This window comes from Flavobacterium agrisoli (genome assembly GCF_016522065.1).
GTDB classification, from domain to species: Bacteria; Bacteroidota; Bacteroidia; order Flavobacteriales; family Flavobacteriaceae; genus Flavobacterium; species Flavobacterium agrisoli.
The window spans coordinates 370,299-386,073 of record NZ_JAEHFV010000002.1 but is presented as its reverse complement, the minus strand read 5'-3'; the positions used below and the strand labels follow the sequence as shown (position 1 = coordinate 386,073).

At 37.1% G+C, this 15,775-nt stretch carries 18 protein-coding genes; 1 reads left to right on the top strand and 17 read right to left on the bottom strand.

Going from position 1 to position 15,775, the window contains the following annotated elements; translation table 11 throughout:
- Positions 1–2 precede the first annotated feature (2 nt).
- The 16 genes from I5M07_RS06720 to I5M07_RS06645 form a co-directional block, all read right to left on the bottom strand.
- On the bottom strand, positions 3–1,142 hold the full coding sequence (locus I5M07_RS06720) for a beta-ketoacyl synthase N-terminal-like domain-containing protein (protein WP_200105451.1): 1,140 nt from the start codon (positions 1,140–1,142) through the stop codon (positions 3–5).
- 99 nt (positions 1,143–1,241) lie between these two features.
- The gene (locus tag I5M07_RS06715; protein WP_200105450.1) at positions 1,242–1,691 is read right to left on the bottom strand and encodes an acyl-CoA thioesterase; all 450 of its coding nucleotides are present in this window, start codon (positions 1,689–1,691) and stop codon (positions 1,242–1,244) included.
- Positions 1,666–2,946 (bottom strand): ABC transporter permease, encoded by a 1,281-nt coding sequence (locus I5M07_RS06710; RefSeq protein WP_200105449.1) that lies wholly within the window; start codon positions 2,944–2,946, stop codon positions 1,666–1,668. The genes I5M07_RS06715 and I5M07_RS06710 overlap by 26 nt, the downstream gene beginning before the upstream one ends.
- Positions 2,936–3,688, bottom strand: a complete 753-nt coding sequence (locus tag I5M07_RS06705; protein WP_200105448.1) for an ABC transporter ATP-binding protein — start codon at positions 3,686–3,688, stop codon at positions 2,936–2,938. The genes I5M07_RS06710 and I5M07_RS06705 overlap by 11 nt, the downstream gene beginning before the upstream one ends.
- 101 nt (positions 3,689–3,789) lie before the next feature.
- Positions 3,790–4,788 carry a BtrH N-terminal domain-containing protein gene (locus I5M07_RS06700; protein WP_200105447.1) on the bottom strand — a complete coding sequence of 333 codons (999 nt, stop codon included), beginning with the start codon at positions 4,786–4,788 and terminating at the stop codon, positions 3,790–3,792.
- On the bottom strand, positions 4,788–5,192 hold the full coding sequence (locus I5M07_RS06695; RefSeq protein ID WP_200105446.1) for a hypothetical protein: 405 nt from the start codon (positions 5,190–5,192) through the stop codon (positions 4,788–4,790). Before I5M07_RS06695 ends, I5M07_RS06700 begins: the two co-directional genes overlap by 1 nt.
- 15 nt (positions 5,193–5,207) lie before the next feature.
- Entirely contained in the window at positions 5,208–5,672 is a 465-nt protein-coding gene (locus tag I5M07_RS06690) for an ABC transporter permease (RefSeq protein WP_200105445.1), read from the bottom strand.
- A gap of 4 nt (positions 5,673–5,676) precedes the next feature.
- On the bottom strand, positions 5,677–6,099 hold the full coding sequence (locus I5M07_RS06685; protein WP_200105444.1) for a hypothetical protein: 423 nt from the start codon (positions 6,097–6,099) through the stop codon (positions 5,677–5,679).
- Positions 6,100–6,109: 10 nt separating this feature from the next.
- The gene (locus tag I5M07_RS06680) at positions 6,110–7,243 is read right to left on the bottom strand and encodes a beta-ketoacyl-ACP synthase III (protein ID WP_200105443.1); all 1,134 of its coding nucleotides are present in this window, start codon (positions 7,241–7,243) and stop codon (positions 6,110–6,112) included.
- A 19-nt stretch (positions 7,244–7,262) separates the two neighbouring features.
- Complete coding sequence (locus I5M07_RS06675) at positions 7,263–8,165, bottom strand: dialkylrecorsinol condensing enzyme DarA (protein WP_200105442.1); 903 nt, start codon at positions 8,163–8,165, stop codon at positions 7,263–7,265.
- 96 nt (positions 8,166–8,261) lie between these two features.
- On the bottom strand, positions 8,262–9,152 hold the full coding sequence (locus I5M07_RS06670) for an LpxL/LpxP family acyltransferase (RefSeq protein ID WP_200105441.1): 891 nt from the start codon (positions 9,150–9,152) through the stop codon (positions 8,262–8,264).
- On the bottom strand, positions 9,152–9,406 hold the full coding sequence (locus I5M07_RS06665) for an acyl carrier protein (RefSeq protein WP_200105440.1): 255 nt from the start codon (positions 9,404–9,406) through the stop codon (positions 9,152–9,154). The genes I5M07_RS06670 and I5M07_RS06665 overlap by 1 nt, the downstream gene beginning before the upstream one ends.
- Before the next feature lie 3 nt (positions 9,407–9,409).
- Positions 9,410–10,633 carry a beta-ketoacyl-[acyl-carrier-protein] synthase family protein gene (locus I5M07_RS06660; RefSeq protein ID WP_200105439.1) on the bottom strand — a complete coding sequence of 408 codons (1,224 nt, stop codon included), beginning with the start codon at positions 10,631–10,633 and terminating at the stop codon, positions 9,410–9,412.
- A 20-nt stretch (positions 10,634–10,653) separates the two neighbouring features.
- A complete protein-coding gene (gene fabG, locus I5M07_RS06655; RefSeq protein ID WP_200105438.1) occupies positions 10,654–11,385 on the bottom strand; it encodes a 3-oxoacyl-ACP reductase FabG in 732 nt (243 codons plus the stop codon).
- Positions 11,386–11,535: 150 nt separating this feature from the next.
- Positions 11,536–12,231 (bottom strand): WG repeat-containing protein, encoded by a 696-nt coding sequence (locus I5M07_RS06650; RefSeq protein WP_200105437.1) that lies wholly within the window; start codon positions 12,229–12,231, stop codon positions 11,536–11,538.
- A gap of 30 nt (positions 12,232–12,261) precedes the next feature.
- A complete protein-coding gene (locus I5M07_RS06645; protein ID WP_200105436.1) occupies positions 12,262–13,782 on the bottom strand; it encodes an HAL/PAL/TAL family ammonia-lyase in 1,521 nt (506 codons plus the stop codon).
- Between the two features lie 101 nt (positions 13,783–13,883).
- Between I5M07_RS06645 and I5M07_RS06640 the strand changes: the two genes are divergently transcribed.
- Positions 13,884–15,140 (top strand): NAD(P)/FAD-dependent oxidoreductase, encoded by a 1,257-nt coding sequence (locus I5M07_RS06640; RefSeq protein WP_200105435.1) that lies wholly within the window; start codon positions 13,884–13,886, stop codon positions 15,138–15,140.
- Between the two features lie 18 nt (positions 15,141–15,158).
- Here I5M07_RS06640 and I5M07_RS06635 read toward each other — a convergent pair whose 3' ends face one another.
- Positions 15,159–15,767 carry a hypothetical protein gene (locus I5M07_RS06635; protein ID WP_200105434.1) on the bottom strand — a complete coding sequence of 203 codons (609 nt, stop codon included), beginning with the start codon at positions 15,765–15,767 and terminating at the stop codon, positions 15,159–15,161.
- Between the last annotated feature and the right edge of the window lie 8 nt (positions 15,768–15,775).

Here is a 15,775-nt window from a genome sequence, read left to right as displayed (position 1 = left end):
TCTCATTTTATCTTTTCAAAAACAACAGCCGTATTACAACCTCCAAATCCAGAAGCTGTTTTCAGGAAATATTCAATAGTCGCTTTTTTATTTTTCTCAATAACATTTACAGTTTCACTCACACCAATTTCATCAAAACCTTTCGATTCAAAAAGCATATTTTTATTTGCCGATTCAATTGCAATTACCGTTTCCAATAATCCCGAAGCGCCCAACGTATGACCGTAAAATCCTTTTAAACTATTTACCGGAACATTTTGTAAATCCAAACGATTCAAGGCAATCGCTTCCATTTCGTCGTTGTAAGGCGTTGCAGTTCCGTGCGCGGAAATATAATCTAATTTATTGGCTTCAATTTTTGCTTCTTTCATTGCATTCTGAATACTTCTGAATAAACCTTCACCAGTTCTTGAAGGCCCGGAAATATGATTGGCATCGTTGATTGAACTATCGCCAATTACTTTAATTGTAGCATTTTTGGCTTCCGCCGAAACTAAAACAGCAGCTGTTGCTTCACCCAAACTTACTCCGGTTCTGTTTTTAGAATACGGTTTGCAAGGCAAATTGCTCATGGCCTGAAAAGCATTAAAACCAGACAATACAAATTCGGATACTTCATCGCCGGCAACGACAAAAATGTGATCATAAAGCTCCGACTGAATCATTCTTTTTGCCACAGAAATGGCTAAAATTCCGGAAACGCAGGCATTTGAAACTACAATTGGCTGCGTTTGAAATCCGAAGAAATTCGCAATATTTTGAGCTAAAATAGCTAAATGCGCATTGTTGAAACTTTCTTCAGAATTGTCTTTTAAAGCCGTTACATTTCCTTTTGTTGTTGAAAGTATAAAAGCGGTTTTCGAATTCAAATCAACTCTCGAATTTTTGATTATCGGCTCTAAAACCAAAATCATCATTTTCTCTAAGCGGGAATAGTTGGTTTCCGAGCTGATTTTTTCAAAAGCAGGGTTTATTTTTTCATCGCTGATAATCGAAGCATAAAATGAATTAGGCATCAAAGAAATGTCATTATGCAACTGAATCCCGGAATCACCACGAAGAATCGCTTCGATGTTGGATGCAACATCAAAACCTAATGGCGTGATACAATTCGTTTCTGTAATGTATATTTCTCTTAACATTTTATGATTATTCCTGTATGGTTTTTATGATACGCAGATTTGGTAGATTTGACACAGATTATTTATTTTTTAATTTGTGCTATTTCCTGAAATTTGTGTCTATTTCAACAATCCCACTTTCCGTTTCCATTCCTCATAAAAAGGAGGATTGGTCAACATTAAATTTCCTTCTTTATCTAAAAATACTTGAACGGTTTCGCCTGTACAAGCAATTTCTCCTTTTTCGTCTATAATTTTAAAACGATAAATGATTTTGGCGGCTGGCGTATCAACAACGCTGGTTTCTATTGTGATCACATCGCCATAGCGCAATGACAATTTATGTTCGCAGGTCGATTTTACAATTGGTGTGGTGTAGCCTGTTGCAGCAATATCCAAATAGGTCAGTCCGTGTTGGCGACCAAAAGCTTCTCTTCCATCTTCAAAATAGGTAATATAATGGCCGTGCCAAACAATTCCGAGCGGATCGGTTTCATTAAAACGAATTCTGATTTGGTGTGAAACCGTCAACGCTTCGACTTCGTTAGACAGCTCTTTTCTTTTTTTCATAATACAAAGCGATAGACGTGGTGAATAGAAAAAACAAAAATAGCAAAGATAAATTTGGCAAAATATCGAGGAAAGAAGCTTGGCGCAACAAAACATCGTAATATGCTTCGAGTCCCCAATTCATAGGAGAGGCTTTGGCAAAAACTTGCATAATTTTGGGCATAGCAAAAACGGGTACCCAAACACCGCCAATGGCTGCTAAAATGATGACACTAGTTGCTCCAAAAGGTGCCGATTGTTCTTGTGTTTTTGCAAATGTTCCAATTAATAAGCCAAAACCGATGGCGGCTAATCCAGCAAATAACGTTACGACAGTCATCAAAAACAAATGACCGTTGAGGTGCAAAGGTGGTAAGCCAATTTGTGGAAAAAAATAAACGGCCAGGGCAAGCATCATTAAAAACTGAATTAGGCAAATGACCAAATACAAAACAGTTTTACCTCCCAAAACAATAGCATTCGAAACCGGATTGGTAAGCAAACGTACAAAAGTGCCTTGTGATTTTTCTTTTACAATGTTGATGGAAAGCGGGATGACAATAAAAAAAATGGCGAATAACGTCCAAGCAGGCACATTGTGTTGTACGGAGTTCGGGCGGATTTCTTGATTGTTAATTTTGGGAACAATTTCTTTAAAAGTGATGAGCTTATCTTCTTGAAAATGAATGGTTTCTTCGCCTAATTGTTCTTGAAAAGCGCTGTAAATAGTTTGGGTTTCTATTTGCGAAATCATTTTATCTACCGCATTCATCACGCCGTCTTTGAAACTGTTTTGTACCGCAGGATCAAAATAAAGTTTAACTTCTTTTGGAGTAGATTTTGTTTTGGAAATGGAAGTAACCGAATCGTTCATGCCAACACTATTCACAATTTGGGTGACATTTTCTTCGATTTTGTTTTGCAATGTCTTGCTCAGGTTTTCCGGAATCACAATGGCCAATTGGTACTCTCCTTTGTTTACCAATTCTTGAGCCAAGGATTCGGTTAGTTTTTTGTCTTTGACTTGGGAAATGACTTCAAAAGAATGGCTTTTACCTAAATTTTCGAAAACCGATTGCGCGATTTTTCCGTGATCGTTATCCACCAAAAGAATTTGAATTTTGGATTGTGTGGCCGATTTAAAAGTGCTGTCCTGAATGATAGTTACGGTGATAACCAAAATCAAGGGCATGACAAAAAGGGTAAGCAAGCCACCAATATCGCGCTTTAAAAGCAGAAATTCTTTGATTATGGATTGTGCTAATTTATATACCATCTCGCAATTCTTTTCCGGTTAATGCAATAAAAACGTCTTCGAGATTTCGCGCGTTTTCGGTAGTTTCAATTAAGCTTGACGGCGTTCCTTTTGCATAAATTTTGCCACGGTCTAAAATGGCAATATGGGTGCAGAAATCTTCGGCTTCAGCCAAATGATGCGAGGTGTAAATAATCGTAGTGCCGTTTTGATTCAATATTTTCAAATAATCCAAAATGGCATTTTTAGACTGAACATCAACACCAACGGTTGGCTCATCCAAAAACAAAACTTTAGGATTGTGCAGAATTCCAGCAATCAAATTGACACGGCGTTTCATTCCGCCCGAAAAGGTTTCAATACGTTTGTCAGCAAATTTTAAAAGTCCCAAAAGGTCTAAAGTTTCTATTACTTTATCTTTCAAATCAGCACCTTTTAAACCATACATACTTCCAAAATAGTGCAAGTTTTCTCTAGCGGTCAAAGTGGGGTACAAAGCATATTCCTGAGGAACAACACCAATAATTTTTTTGATTTTTGCAGCATGATGCTGATAGTCTAAATCATCAATCAAAAAAACGCCCGAAGTTGGTTTTATCAATCCGCAGAGCATCGAAATTAAAGTGGTTTTTCCGGCGCCGTTTGGTCCTAATAATCCAAAAATCTGACCTTCGTTTATTTCCATCGAAACATCGTTCAAAGAAAACTGATCGGCATCTTTATACTTTTTCGAAAGAGATTCTATTTTGATAATGGTTTTCAAGATATGATACGAGATTTATATAATGTGCTATTTTAAAGGTTATATGTTTTTTAATGGTTTTATCAGTATTTTGACTTATGACTTTAAAACGTTTGACTTACTTAACTAATTGCTTTTTTTAATTTTTTGAAAAAGATTTCCTCACGATTGGCAATGTCTAAAAGCGCATCTGCAATTGCGTTATAAGCATCTTCTTTAGCGCTTCGGTTTTTGTAAATGCGAGAAGCCTCTACCGCAAAATCACGCCATAAATCACCAATTTGCGTCATTTCTTTAGAAAGGTCTTTTAATTCTTCATTGCCTAAAATAACGGATGCTTCTTGCAAAAACGCGGCGTAAATAAATCGAAAACCACCGCCTCCGGTTCCAATCTCTTCCTGCATTCTAACCATTTGTGCCAAATAGTGATTTGCTTTTCGAACGCCGTGTTTGGCTGGCCATTTTCGAATTCTTCTGGAAACCAATCGAATTCCGCGAACACCGACTATGGGCATAGGAGCCAGCATATCGCGACAGGTATTTTTAATTCCTTTGATAATGGCACTTTTAAAATCAATTTCTTTCGGAATTTGAATGGGATAATACATTTGTCCTTTTGGCGCAAACGCACCTTTAGCAAAACGCACTTTTTCTAATTCGGCGTGCGTTAATGTGGTAACGGTTTGCATCACCGGATCACTAATTAAATAATCGGTTTCGGTTTTTCCGTAAACCACTAAATTGTGCGCGTTGAAATGAAAACGATACTCGTCTGGAAAATAAGTAAGGTTGTACACCCCGACTTGTAATCCGGTGGGAATGTTATTTTTTAAATTTTCTTCCAATGCTTTATTCGCATTGGCTACAGAAGAAAATTTTTGTCTTTTTATGGTAAGGTGTAAACGTTTGGCGACTTTATTAAAAATGTGTCCAGGCAAGGTTCTATAACTGATGGCCGGTGCATGATTGACTTTTAAGAAAGGCAAATACACGAACAAAAGCCCGGAACCAATACCAAAAACCATCGGTTCGCTGATGTTCAGTCCGTTGTTTTTTAAAAGGTTCGATGCTACTCCGTTTTCACAATGAGCAGCCTGATGATGTGTAAAAGTAACTTGCATTAATCGGTTTTAAAATTTTTTAATTCGGCTAATGAAATGTCAAAAGCAGTAGCATATTTTTGTAAAGTTTTGTCACTTAATTTAGCGAAAACAGCAGGCTTAAAATGTCTTTTTACGCGCCATTTCCACATTTCTACATATCCTGCCAGAATAGAAAGATCCATTTTATGGAGTTCCATATAATAGCAAATCGGACTCACTTCGCCACGTTTCACTTTCAGTTTGGCTTCTTCAGCGCGTTCTTTTATATCGTCGATTGCGTTGGAAAGTGCGATGGCTTTGGGCTCCCAACCCGTACTTAATGCCGTGGTGTAATTGCCGTTTTCGTCGGTAGCATATACCAATTCTTTTAAGTCTTTTTTACTCAAATTAGGATCGTGCTGTGGTACATTTTCTTTTTCCATGATAGCGGATTAAAATCAAACTTTTGGTGTAATTGTCTTTTGAATAAACAAATTCATTTCGCATTCTAAAAGCACAGTGGTGGCTAAAAAAATGGTGCAACTCATCGCGCACAAAGTATAATCGTCACCGACAAATTTAGAAACTAAAGTCGCTTTAGTGGTAATGGTTTGGTTAACGTTTGGAAGCGAATGGATTTTTACTTTTTTCAAAGCACTAATAAAACCAATTACACTCACCTGCTCGTTTTCGGTACCATCTTCTTCAAAAAAATACTTTTTGCCTACAATGGCAGAACAGGTTTGCGCAGCATTTTCTATTAATCCCGCTTCAATAAAAACGTTTTTAGTTACAAAAATCGTATCTTTTTTGATTTTAAAACGAGTTGTTACGCTTTCGACATCTAATTCTAATATACAATCCACCATTAGCATTGGTGCTCGGTGAGGTAAATAATTTTGAATGTTGATAGCCGTTTCCATTTTGTTATGATTTAGCCAAAACGGTTTTCATTTGTCCTTTGGCAATTTCTTCATTATTTAAAGTGGTTACAATATCGACTAAAGTTACACCTGCAAATTCTTGTAAAATGGTTATTTTAGACTGAATGCTGTCGTGTACTTTTGGCAATTTTTGTATATCAATTTGTTTGATGGAGCCAATGTAACCTGTGGGTGCTTTTTCGTTTTTTAAAAAAAAATGATAACCAGTATGTAGCGCCACTGTTTGCGCCATGTGTTCGATTAAACCGGCTTCTAAAAAGGTATCGTTTTGAATAAAAACAGCCTCAGGATTAATGGTAAAACCTGCTACCAATTCGGTTTCTGAAAAAGTCAGCATGCTGTCTACCATTACGAAAGGAAATTTTTGCGGAATCAATTGGGCTACTTTATCTTTATCTAACACCATGATATTTGTTTTAGCAAACGGTTAAATAGGCATAGGCAAACGAAAAACGACCACTTTCGGGTACACTTAACAAAATGCGTTCGCCTTTTTTTAATTTACCCGAATTCATGAGTTCTTCTAGTGCAATGTAGATTGAAGCCGAACCAATATTGCCTACGGTTAACAAGTTCATGAACCATTTTTCTTCCGCAATATCTACTCCTTTTTCTTGTAAACCTTTTTGAAGGCCGTTTACAAAATAGTACGAAGAAACATGGGGTAAAAAATAGTCAATTTTATCGGCTGTAATTTGATGTTTTTCTAACGCTTCGCACATGCTTTGAACGCCTTTTGGCAAAATAAATTCGTCTAATAATTTCACATCTTGTTTTACCGAAAAAATAGATTCGTTTAGCCATTGCTCGGGCGAAAAATCATTCCACGGTTTAATGTCGCCGTTGGCCAATTTTTCACCTCCGGCATACATGCACGCTTCTAATTCGTAAGCATACGAAAAAGCCTCCATCCATTCAATTTTTAAAGAAACGGGCCCTCGAGGTTGATTTTCTAGTAAAAAAGCGCCGGCACCATCAGAAAGCATCCAGCGTAAAAAATCTTTTTTAAAAGCTATAATAGGTTGTTCTTCTAGACTTTTTAAGTTGATGATTTCGTGGTTGTATTTTTGAGCAGCGAGTCGGGTTGAAACTTTTTCAGACCCAGTGCAAATGGCATTTTTAGAATTTCCGGATTTGATAGAAAGAAAGCCGTATTTTAAAGCATTCATGCCCGAGCAACAAATTCCCATCGACGAATTCAGTTCTACCGATTTGTTTTTGAGCAAACCGTGTACCATGGCGGCATGCGAAGGAACCAAAACATCGGGCGATGAAGTTCCGCACGAAAGTACTTCTAATTCTTGGGCGCTAAAATCGGCATCAAATAATTGTGCAATGGCATTGCGGGTTAATTCGGCATTGGTGTGGGTGCTATTTCCTTCTTTATCTACGGCATAGTAGCGACTCACAATTTTATTATTTCGCAAAATAATGCGACGCGCTTTAGAAGCGGTATCGTTAATCAAGCCCAAATAGGTTTCCATTTCTTCGTTCGAAACGGGTTGGTTGGGTAGGTATTTTGCTGCTTTGGTAATGTATACGTCAAACATAGTATGTGTTGGGCTTCTACTAAACTCCTTGATAATATTGAGTTTCTTTTTTTATTTTATTTCGTTTAAATGGATAGGTAATAAGATGCAATATATAGACTATTGGCGAGATTATCCATATAGCCAAGAACAAATACACCGAAAATAGTTTCAAAAGTTGTTTTCGTTGTTTGGGATGCTGATGTATAAAGGTGGACCATTTTTTAAAAATTTTATTGGCCGTTTTATCTACCGTTACCAAATACGAACTTATTCGAACGCCATCTAAACTAACGAGTTTGGGTTGTAACAATTCGAAGTTGTTTTGTAACAAGGCAGTACGAATGGCAAAACCAAATTTAGTAGCTTCCTGAATGTCTTTTTCCGAAACACCTGGCAATGGGAAAAAGCCCAAATAGCGTTTTTTGACTCCCGAAAACATCCAATGAACAATGGTAATAACGCTAATTAAATTGCCCACTCGGTCAACCAAGGCAATATTTCCGACTAATTTTGCGCCATTTGTTTTTAGTAATACTTTTATTTTTTCTTGAGCCAAAATCCACATGTTACGCGAACCGTTAATGGTGACTACCGGCGTGTTTTTCATTATTTTTTGAGCAGATTCGCTTTTTAAAAATGAATTAATGGGGATAGAAGGCGATAAATACCAAACTTGATAATGAAAAAGAATTAAATCAAATCTCATTTGGCTAAGTGCTTCGTGCATTGGTTCTAATTCGGTCGGAATCTGTAAAAATGATTCCGGAAAAGCATCAAAAAAAGTGGTTTTATTCCAGGGAAAAGGAAATGCTTTTTGTGTTTTTATTTGATGAAAATGAACGTTAATATCGGCAGATTCTACAAAAGGAAGGGCCAAGTTTTGTGCAATAGTTTGCAACTGCCCTGACTGAGAATAATAAATTACTAAAACATGCTTCATGGAGCGGTTCTTTTGGTTATTTGGTAAATTCGCAGTTTTAAAAACGAAAATAGAAATTCAATCGAATCAAATATATTCATTTTACGCTAATGCAAACTAGCATTTTTCCGAATTGTTGTTTTTCCAAAAATCAAAATAATTGAACCATTGCAACGGGTATCGCGAAAGAATTTGGCTAACACTTTCAGTATAAGCTTGTAAAAGAGCCTGTTCGTCTCGGTGTTTTGTTTCGGTTGTTCGGGCATACAAATGATAATGCAGTTTGGGCTCTTTTATTACATACACAAAAACAACTGGCACTTTTAATCGGGAAGCAATTAAAAAGGGGCCAGCCGGAAAATGAGCTTCTTTTCCTAAAAACGATGCTTTCAGCGATTTTGTCCCTTCAAAATAACGGTCGCCGGTAAAACAAACCAATTCGTTTTTGGCCAAAGCCGCATTGATTTCGAAAATATGCGATAAGTCGTCTTTAATGATGATGAACTTAACGGTCGATTTTTGTGTAACCCCCTCTAAATATTTTTTTATGGCCGAATGTTCTAAATCGGAAGTAACCAAATTGATTTGAAAAGTAGGGTCTATATCGGCCAAAAAGTGTTCGGCAATTTCAAAATTACCCACATGAGCACTAATTAAAATACCTCCTTTTTTTTCGGCAAGCAGGTTTTTTAAAACGGTAATGCCATCAAATTCGTAAGTAAATTTGTTTCGTAAACCCGCGTTAATAGCCACTTTGTCTATAATGGTTTGGCCAAAAGTAAAATAACTTTTGTAAACCATTTGTTTGGATTTAAAATACGAGAATTTTTTTCTTTTTCGGAAATAGTAAAATATAGCGCGATTGCTCTTTTTTAGAAATAGGAAATAATAAAAAGCGACAAAGTACAAAAGACAGTACGCAAAAGAAATTCCGGCATTTTTGATTAGAAACACAAAAATTTGATAGCCAAGAACGGTGCCTTTAGATTTGCCATCCCATTGACTCATTATGCTTTTTTTGCGGCTAATTTTTGGTCAATTAAATTATAAAAATCGTCAAAACTAGCAATGCCAGCAAAATCGGCTTCGACTAATTTAACTCCAAAATTAGATTCAATAGAAACCACTAAATCTACATAATCCAAACTATCTAGCCCTAAGGTATCTTTTAAATTCGCATTTGGATGAATATCATCACCATCAACCTCAAACTCTTCAATCAAAAAACCATTGATTTTTTGTATGATTACTTCTTTATTCATTTTTTATTTAAACTTTTTAACTACCAATGCCGAGTTGGTACCTCCAAATCCGAAGGAATTGGACAAAAATATATCAAATTTTTTATTTAAGGTAGTTTTAACTAAATTTAATTTGGCCGAGTCTTCGTCTGTAGTATTTAGATTAATATTTGGTGCAATAAAGTCGTTTTGCATCATCAAAATGGAATAAATTATTTCGCTGGCCCCCGCCATCCAGCATTCGTGTCCGGTCATCGATTTGGTCGAACTAACATAAGGGTTGCTTTCGCCAAAAATCTCAAAAATGGCTTTGGCTTCGTTGGCATCGCCCACTGGTGTTGAGGTTGCATGCGCATTAATATAGACAATATCGGCTGCTTGCAATTGGGCATCGTCTAAAGCACGTTGCATGGCGGTAGCGGGACCTTCAACATTTGGTGTTGAAATATGACCTCCGTTAGAGGAAAATCCGTAACCCGAAATTTCGGCCAAAATAGTAGCCCCACGAGCCACGGCCGAATCGTAACTTTCTAAAATTAATGTAGCACCTCCGCCACTTGGTATAAGTCCGTCGCGGTCTTTATCAAAAGGTCTTGAGGCTTTTTGGGGTTCGTTTTCGTGGTTCGAAAAAACGCCTAATCCGTCAAAACTGCTCATGGCATAAGGGTTAATTTCCTGTGCGCCACCTGTGATAATCATGTCCTGAAAGCCGCCTTTAATTAAAAAATAAGCCAAACCAATGGCATGTGATCCGCTGGCGCAAGCTGCACTTACGGTCAAATTGATGCCTTTCAGTTTAAAAATGGTCGAAAGGTTCATGGTAACGGTCGAATTCATCGATTTGAAAATGGCACCCGAACCAATTAAAGCAGTGTCTTTTTTTTCGCGAACAATATCCGTTGCTTCAATAATGGCTTTAGAAACGCTGTCGTTTCCGTACATAATGCCTACTTCGTTGTTTTCAAAAAAAGCGGCATCAATTCCGGCATGTTGCATGGCTTCGATAGTGGCCATATAGGCGTACTCGGTTTCTTCGCCCATGCTAATGCGTTGTCTTCGAGTTAATAAATTTTTCAAATCGGGTTTAGGTACCATTCCGGTTAAAGCCGATTGAAATCCAAAAGCTTTGCGTTCGGCGTCAAATTGAATGCCCGATTTTCCGTTGTATAACGATTCTTTTACTTCGTTTAAAGAAGTTCCGATACAAGAATAAATTCCCATTCCGGTAATTACAACTCTTCTGTTCATCGTCTTTTTAAAGTAATTTTTTAAGAATAGATTCCTCCGTTAATGTTGATAATTTCTCCTGTAATGTAACTTGCTTTTTTTGAAAGTAGAAAACTCACTAAATCGGCTACTTCTTCTGCTTCTCCAAAGCGGTTTACCGGGATTAATTTTAGTAACTCTTTTTCGTCTAATTCGCTAGTCATATCGGTTTTGATAAATCCGGGAGCAACAGCATTTACAGTAATATTTCGTTTGGCTACTTCCTGAGCCAAGGCTTTTGTAGCAGCCACGATAGCTCCTTTGGCAGCCGAATAATTGGTTTGTCCAGCAGTGCCTTTGACACCCGAAACCGAAACGATATTTACAATACGACCGTATTTATTACGTAACATTTTTTGAATAAAAAACTGGGTAACATTAAAAAAACCGTTTATGCTGGTGTTCATCACGCCATTCCAATCTTGAGGTGTCATCCACATAAACAAACCGTCTTTGGTAATGCCGGCGTTGTTCACAATGGCTTCTACTAATGCATCCGGATTTGCTTCTTGCCATTGGGTTAAAACCGTTTGTGTTTCTTCCCAATTGGCCACATCAAAACGTAAAATTTCGCCAGTTGCACCCGCTTGTTGAATTTCTTGCAAAGTTGCTTCGGCGGCGGTTTGGTTAGAATGATAATTAATCAGGATATGATAGTCAGATTCAAGAGCCAATTTTTTGCAAATGGCGCTCCCAATTCCTCTAGACCCTCCTGTTACTAATACGCACTTCATACTTATATTTTGTTGTTTTTTGAAATAATTTAGCATCGTCTAATCATTGATTTTAAGAGTCATTTACTAGGGCTTAGTACAGACTTTTATAAAACAACTTAATGCTATCAAATTTTGAACTGACATCCCTAGTTTTTTACTTCTTTAAAATTAATTATCTTCTTTTTCAGTGCTAAGATCTTCTGTTTCAAAGTCCCAAATCTTTTCCGCTCCTTCAACAGGAATAAATTTGCCATCATTTACCAATCCAAAGGTATCTCCTTTTTTTACCCAACCCGTATTATTGTTATAACGCCCAACGTCGTCGTATTCTGTTGGTATAATAATTGCTCCTGCGGTATTGATAATTCCCCATTTTTCGTTCTCTTTTACTCTAGCAAAACCATTTTTAAAAGACCGGATGATGTCGTATTTTGGTGGTACAACAATTTCCATCTTGGTGTTGATAATTCCCACTTTTTTGTCTTTTTTTATGAAAGCAATACCGTCTTCAAAATGATACAATTTGTCTGAATCAGGGGCTTTTAGTACTTCTCCCTTCATATTGATGTATACCCAGTTTTTGTCTTTGGATACAATACAAATACCGCTATTAAAATGCTTTATATCATCAAAAATGGCTGGAATAATCCAATTTCCTTTTCTGTCTATAAATCCCCACTTCCCATTTTCTTCTACAGCCGCCAAGCCTTCTGAAAAATTTTTCGCTGCCTCGAACTTGGGCGCAATTGCAAAAGTACCTTCTTTTGAAATGTATCCAAGTTTTCCATCTTTTCGAACTAGAGCTAATTCTTGAGCAGTCCCAAATTGTATGGCTAATAAAAGTGCGAAAAAAGCTTTTCTCATATCAATTAGAAATTAATCAATACTATAAAATTAATTTTCAATCAAATAATCTTTTACATTTTGAACAAAAGGATACATAACCTGATCTTCTTTAAACGTTGGAATAATTGTGCGGATATCGGCATACCATTTTTGGGTCACCGAGGATATTTTGTCTTTTTGTTCTAAATAATCAATGGCCTGCACAATAGTAATCATTTCGATAGCCAAAACTTCGAAGGCATTTTCGATTACTTTAGAAGTAATTACGGCCGAATTGGTTCCCATACTTACAATGTCTTGGTTGTCATTGTTATTTGGGATACTGTGCACGTACATCGGGTTGGATAACATTTGGTTTTCGGCGGTAGTCGAAGTAGCTGTAAATTGCACCCCTTGCATTCCGAAGTTAAAACCCAATGTTCCTAAATTAACAAACGGCGGAAAAAGTTCGTTGATTTTCGCATTCAACAAATAATTCAATTGCCGTTCGGCTAACATGGTTAATTTGGTTACGACTATTTTTAGTTTGTCCATTTCTAACGAAATATAATCGCCATGAAAATTACCTCCGTGATACACGTGTTGGTTTTTAACATCGATAATCGGATTGTCGTTGGCCGAGTTGAATTCGTTTTCTAAAACCGTGCTAACGTTTTGTATGGTGTCCCAAACCGGACCTAAAATTTGCGGTACACAGCGTAACGAATAATATTCTTGTACTTTTTCTTTAAAAATATCTTCGTTGTTTTCGCCTGTATATAAATGGTCTTCTCTCTTGCGAATTAGGGTGCTGTCGGAGAGGTTTTCTCTCATTTTAGCGGCAATTTCTTGCTGCCCATTATGACGTTTGGTTTGGTTTAATTCGGATGAAAAATGATCGTCGTAAGCTTGTACCATTTCGTTAATAGCGCATGAACATTTTACCGACCAATCGACTAATTTTTGAGCATAGTGCACGTTAACCACGCCAATTCCCGTCATAACCGAAGTCCCGTTGATTAAGGCCAAACCTTCTCTAATGGCTACTTCAATCGGTTGTAGGTTTTCGAGTTCAAACACTTCTTTAGTAGGTCTGCGTTCGCCTTTGTAAAAAACTTCGCCTTCGCCAATTAAAACCAAAGCCAAATGCGAAAGTTGTACCAAATCGCCACTAGCACCCACACCACCATGTTCAAATATTAAGGGTGTAATGTCTTTGTTGATTAACGCTGTCATTAAATGAATAACCGACGGGTGAACACCCGAATTTCCTAACGAAAGAGTATTAAGACGTGCCAAAATAGCTGCTTTAACACATTTAGCCGAAAGTGGTTTTCCGGTACCCGACGAATGGCTTCGAATCAAATTGTATTGCAATTGAATGCGGTCGGAATCCTTAATACGGTATTGCGCCATCGGTCCAAAACCCGTATTCACACCATAAATCACTTTGTTTTCTGAAAAGCTTTTCAAAAAATCAAAACTGGCATTTACACGTTCTAAAACACGCTCACTTAAAGAAACTTTCTGATTTCCAAAAAGGATGGATTCAAACTCTTGTAAACTTAAATAGTCGTTAATGGTACTCATTTAAAGCAATTTTATTGTGCTAAATTAATTTTATTTATTAAAATAATTATACTTATTTTGATGAAAGCAAATGTAAGGTAATAATTAGTAACAAAGTATATATGCAAAAGGAGTTTGTTGATGTTTTAGTAATTGGAGCAGGGCCTTCGGGTTGTGTTTCGGCGGCTTTTTTGCAGCAAAACAATGTGAAAGTTAAGGTGGTAGAAAAAACACATTTTCCCCGATTGGTGGTGGGCGAAAGTTTGATTCCGAGGGTAATGGACCATTTTGAAGCAGCCGGTTTGTTGGATTGCTTGCAAGCGATGAATTTTGAAAAAAAATGGGGCGCTCGATTTATTAGAGGCGAACAAATTTGTGTTTTTGATTTTTCGGAAAAATTTTCGGAAGGTTGGGATTGGACTTGGCAAGTGCCTCGCGCCGATTTTGATAATGCTATGGCGCAAGAACTCATCCGAAAAGGAATTGATTTGGAATTTGGTTCGGAAGTGATTGCGGTAACTTTTGAAGGTAAAAAATCCATTACGACAATTAAAGATCAAGATGGAAATGAGAAAGAAATCCATGCCAATTTTATAATTGATTCGAGTGGTTATGGGCGCGTATTGCCTCGTTTATTGGACTTGGATGCTCCTTCGGGTCTGAGTCCGCATTCGTCTATTTTTACGCATGTTAAAGAAGCCAATAGACCGCAAGGGCAAGAAGGAACCATGATTTCTTTCGATATTTTAGAAACCGAAGTTTGGTTGTGGGTAATTCCTTTCTCCAACGGAAATACGAGTTTGGGAGTAGTAGGGCCAACCGATTTTATTAATTCGTTATCAGAAAATCAAAATACGAAAGAAGCTTTAGAAAAAGCCATTTCGCTATCGGATTATTACGTGAACCGATTTGGAGGCGTGCCTTTTTTATTCGAGCCTGTAAAACTCGAAAATTATTCGCGTTCGGTAAAACAAATGTATGGCACTGGTTATGCTTTAACGGGTAACAGTACCGAGTTTTTAGATCCCGTTTTTTCGTCGGGTGTGGCTTTTGCAACCGAATCGGGTATGTTGGCGGCCAAACTGTATTTAAAAGAAACGGCTGGCGAATTGGTGAATTGGGAAACCGAGTATACCGCCTATATGAAAAGCGGAATAAATGTATTTACCACTTATGTAAAAGAATGGTACACCGGAAATTTACAAACACTGTTTTTTCATCAACCCGAAAATTTAGATGTCAAACGTAAAATTTGCGCGGTATTGGCAGGCTATGTTTGGGATGAGGAAAATCCGTTTGTAAAAAAGCACGAAAATGTAATTAAAAATATGGCCTATATTTTAAACATGGAGGCCGAAAAACAAAAAAGTCCTGACTAATTCAGGACTTTTTTTTTATTATTTATAAGCGTTTCTCAGCAATAGTTTGGCCATCGATTTGGCCGTTTTGGCATACCCTTCGCCAATTCGGGACTCGTTGCTGAAATTGTTTCCGTATTGATCGCCGGGTGCTTCGTTGCTGGTAATTTCTAGCATCACATTTTCTTGATTATTGGTTTCTACAAATTTCAAAATAGTCGAAACTTTAGCGGCTTGTTTCATTACACCGGCATCCCATCCTGGATAAATCCAAACGGTTTTCACTATTAAAGTATACGGAACATTTTTAAAATCTTCCTGAAAAGCCACATCTACATGCTCTTTAAAATAGATGTGATTGGCAAGCTCTAAAAATTTTAAATTCCAAATGGTTTCTTTGGCCGAAGTCCATTTCTTTTTCCAAATATCGCCTTTGCTGCCGCCTTTTTCATTTAAATCGTTAATTCGGTCTTCTACATATTGGGCTTCGGTTTTGTTGTCTTTCATCAGTGTAAAATCGCTGTAATCAAAAACCACATTAATTTTGGTTTGGTCTTTTAAAAAGGCAAAATTTCCGTTCGTCACTTTCATGTCTTGGGCAAAGGCATAGCCCGAAACGAACAATAGGGCAAGTACTAGTTTTTTCATAATAAATA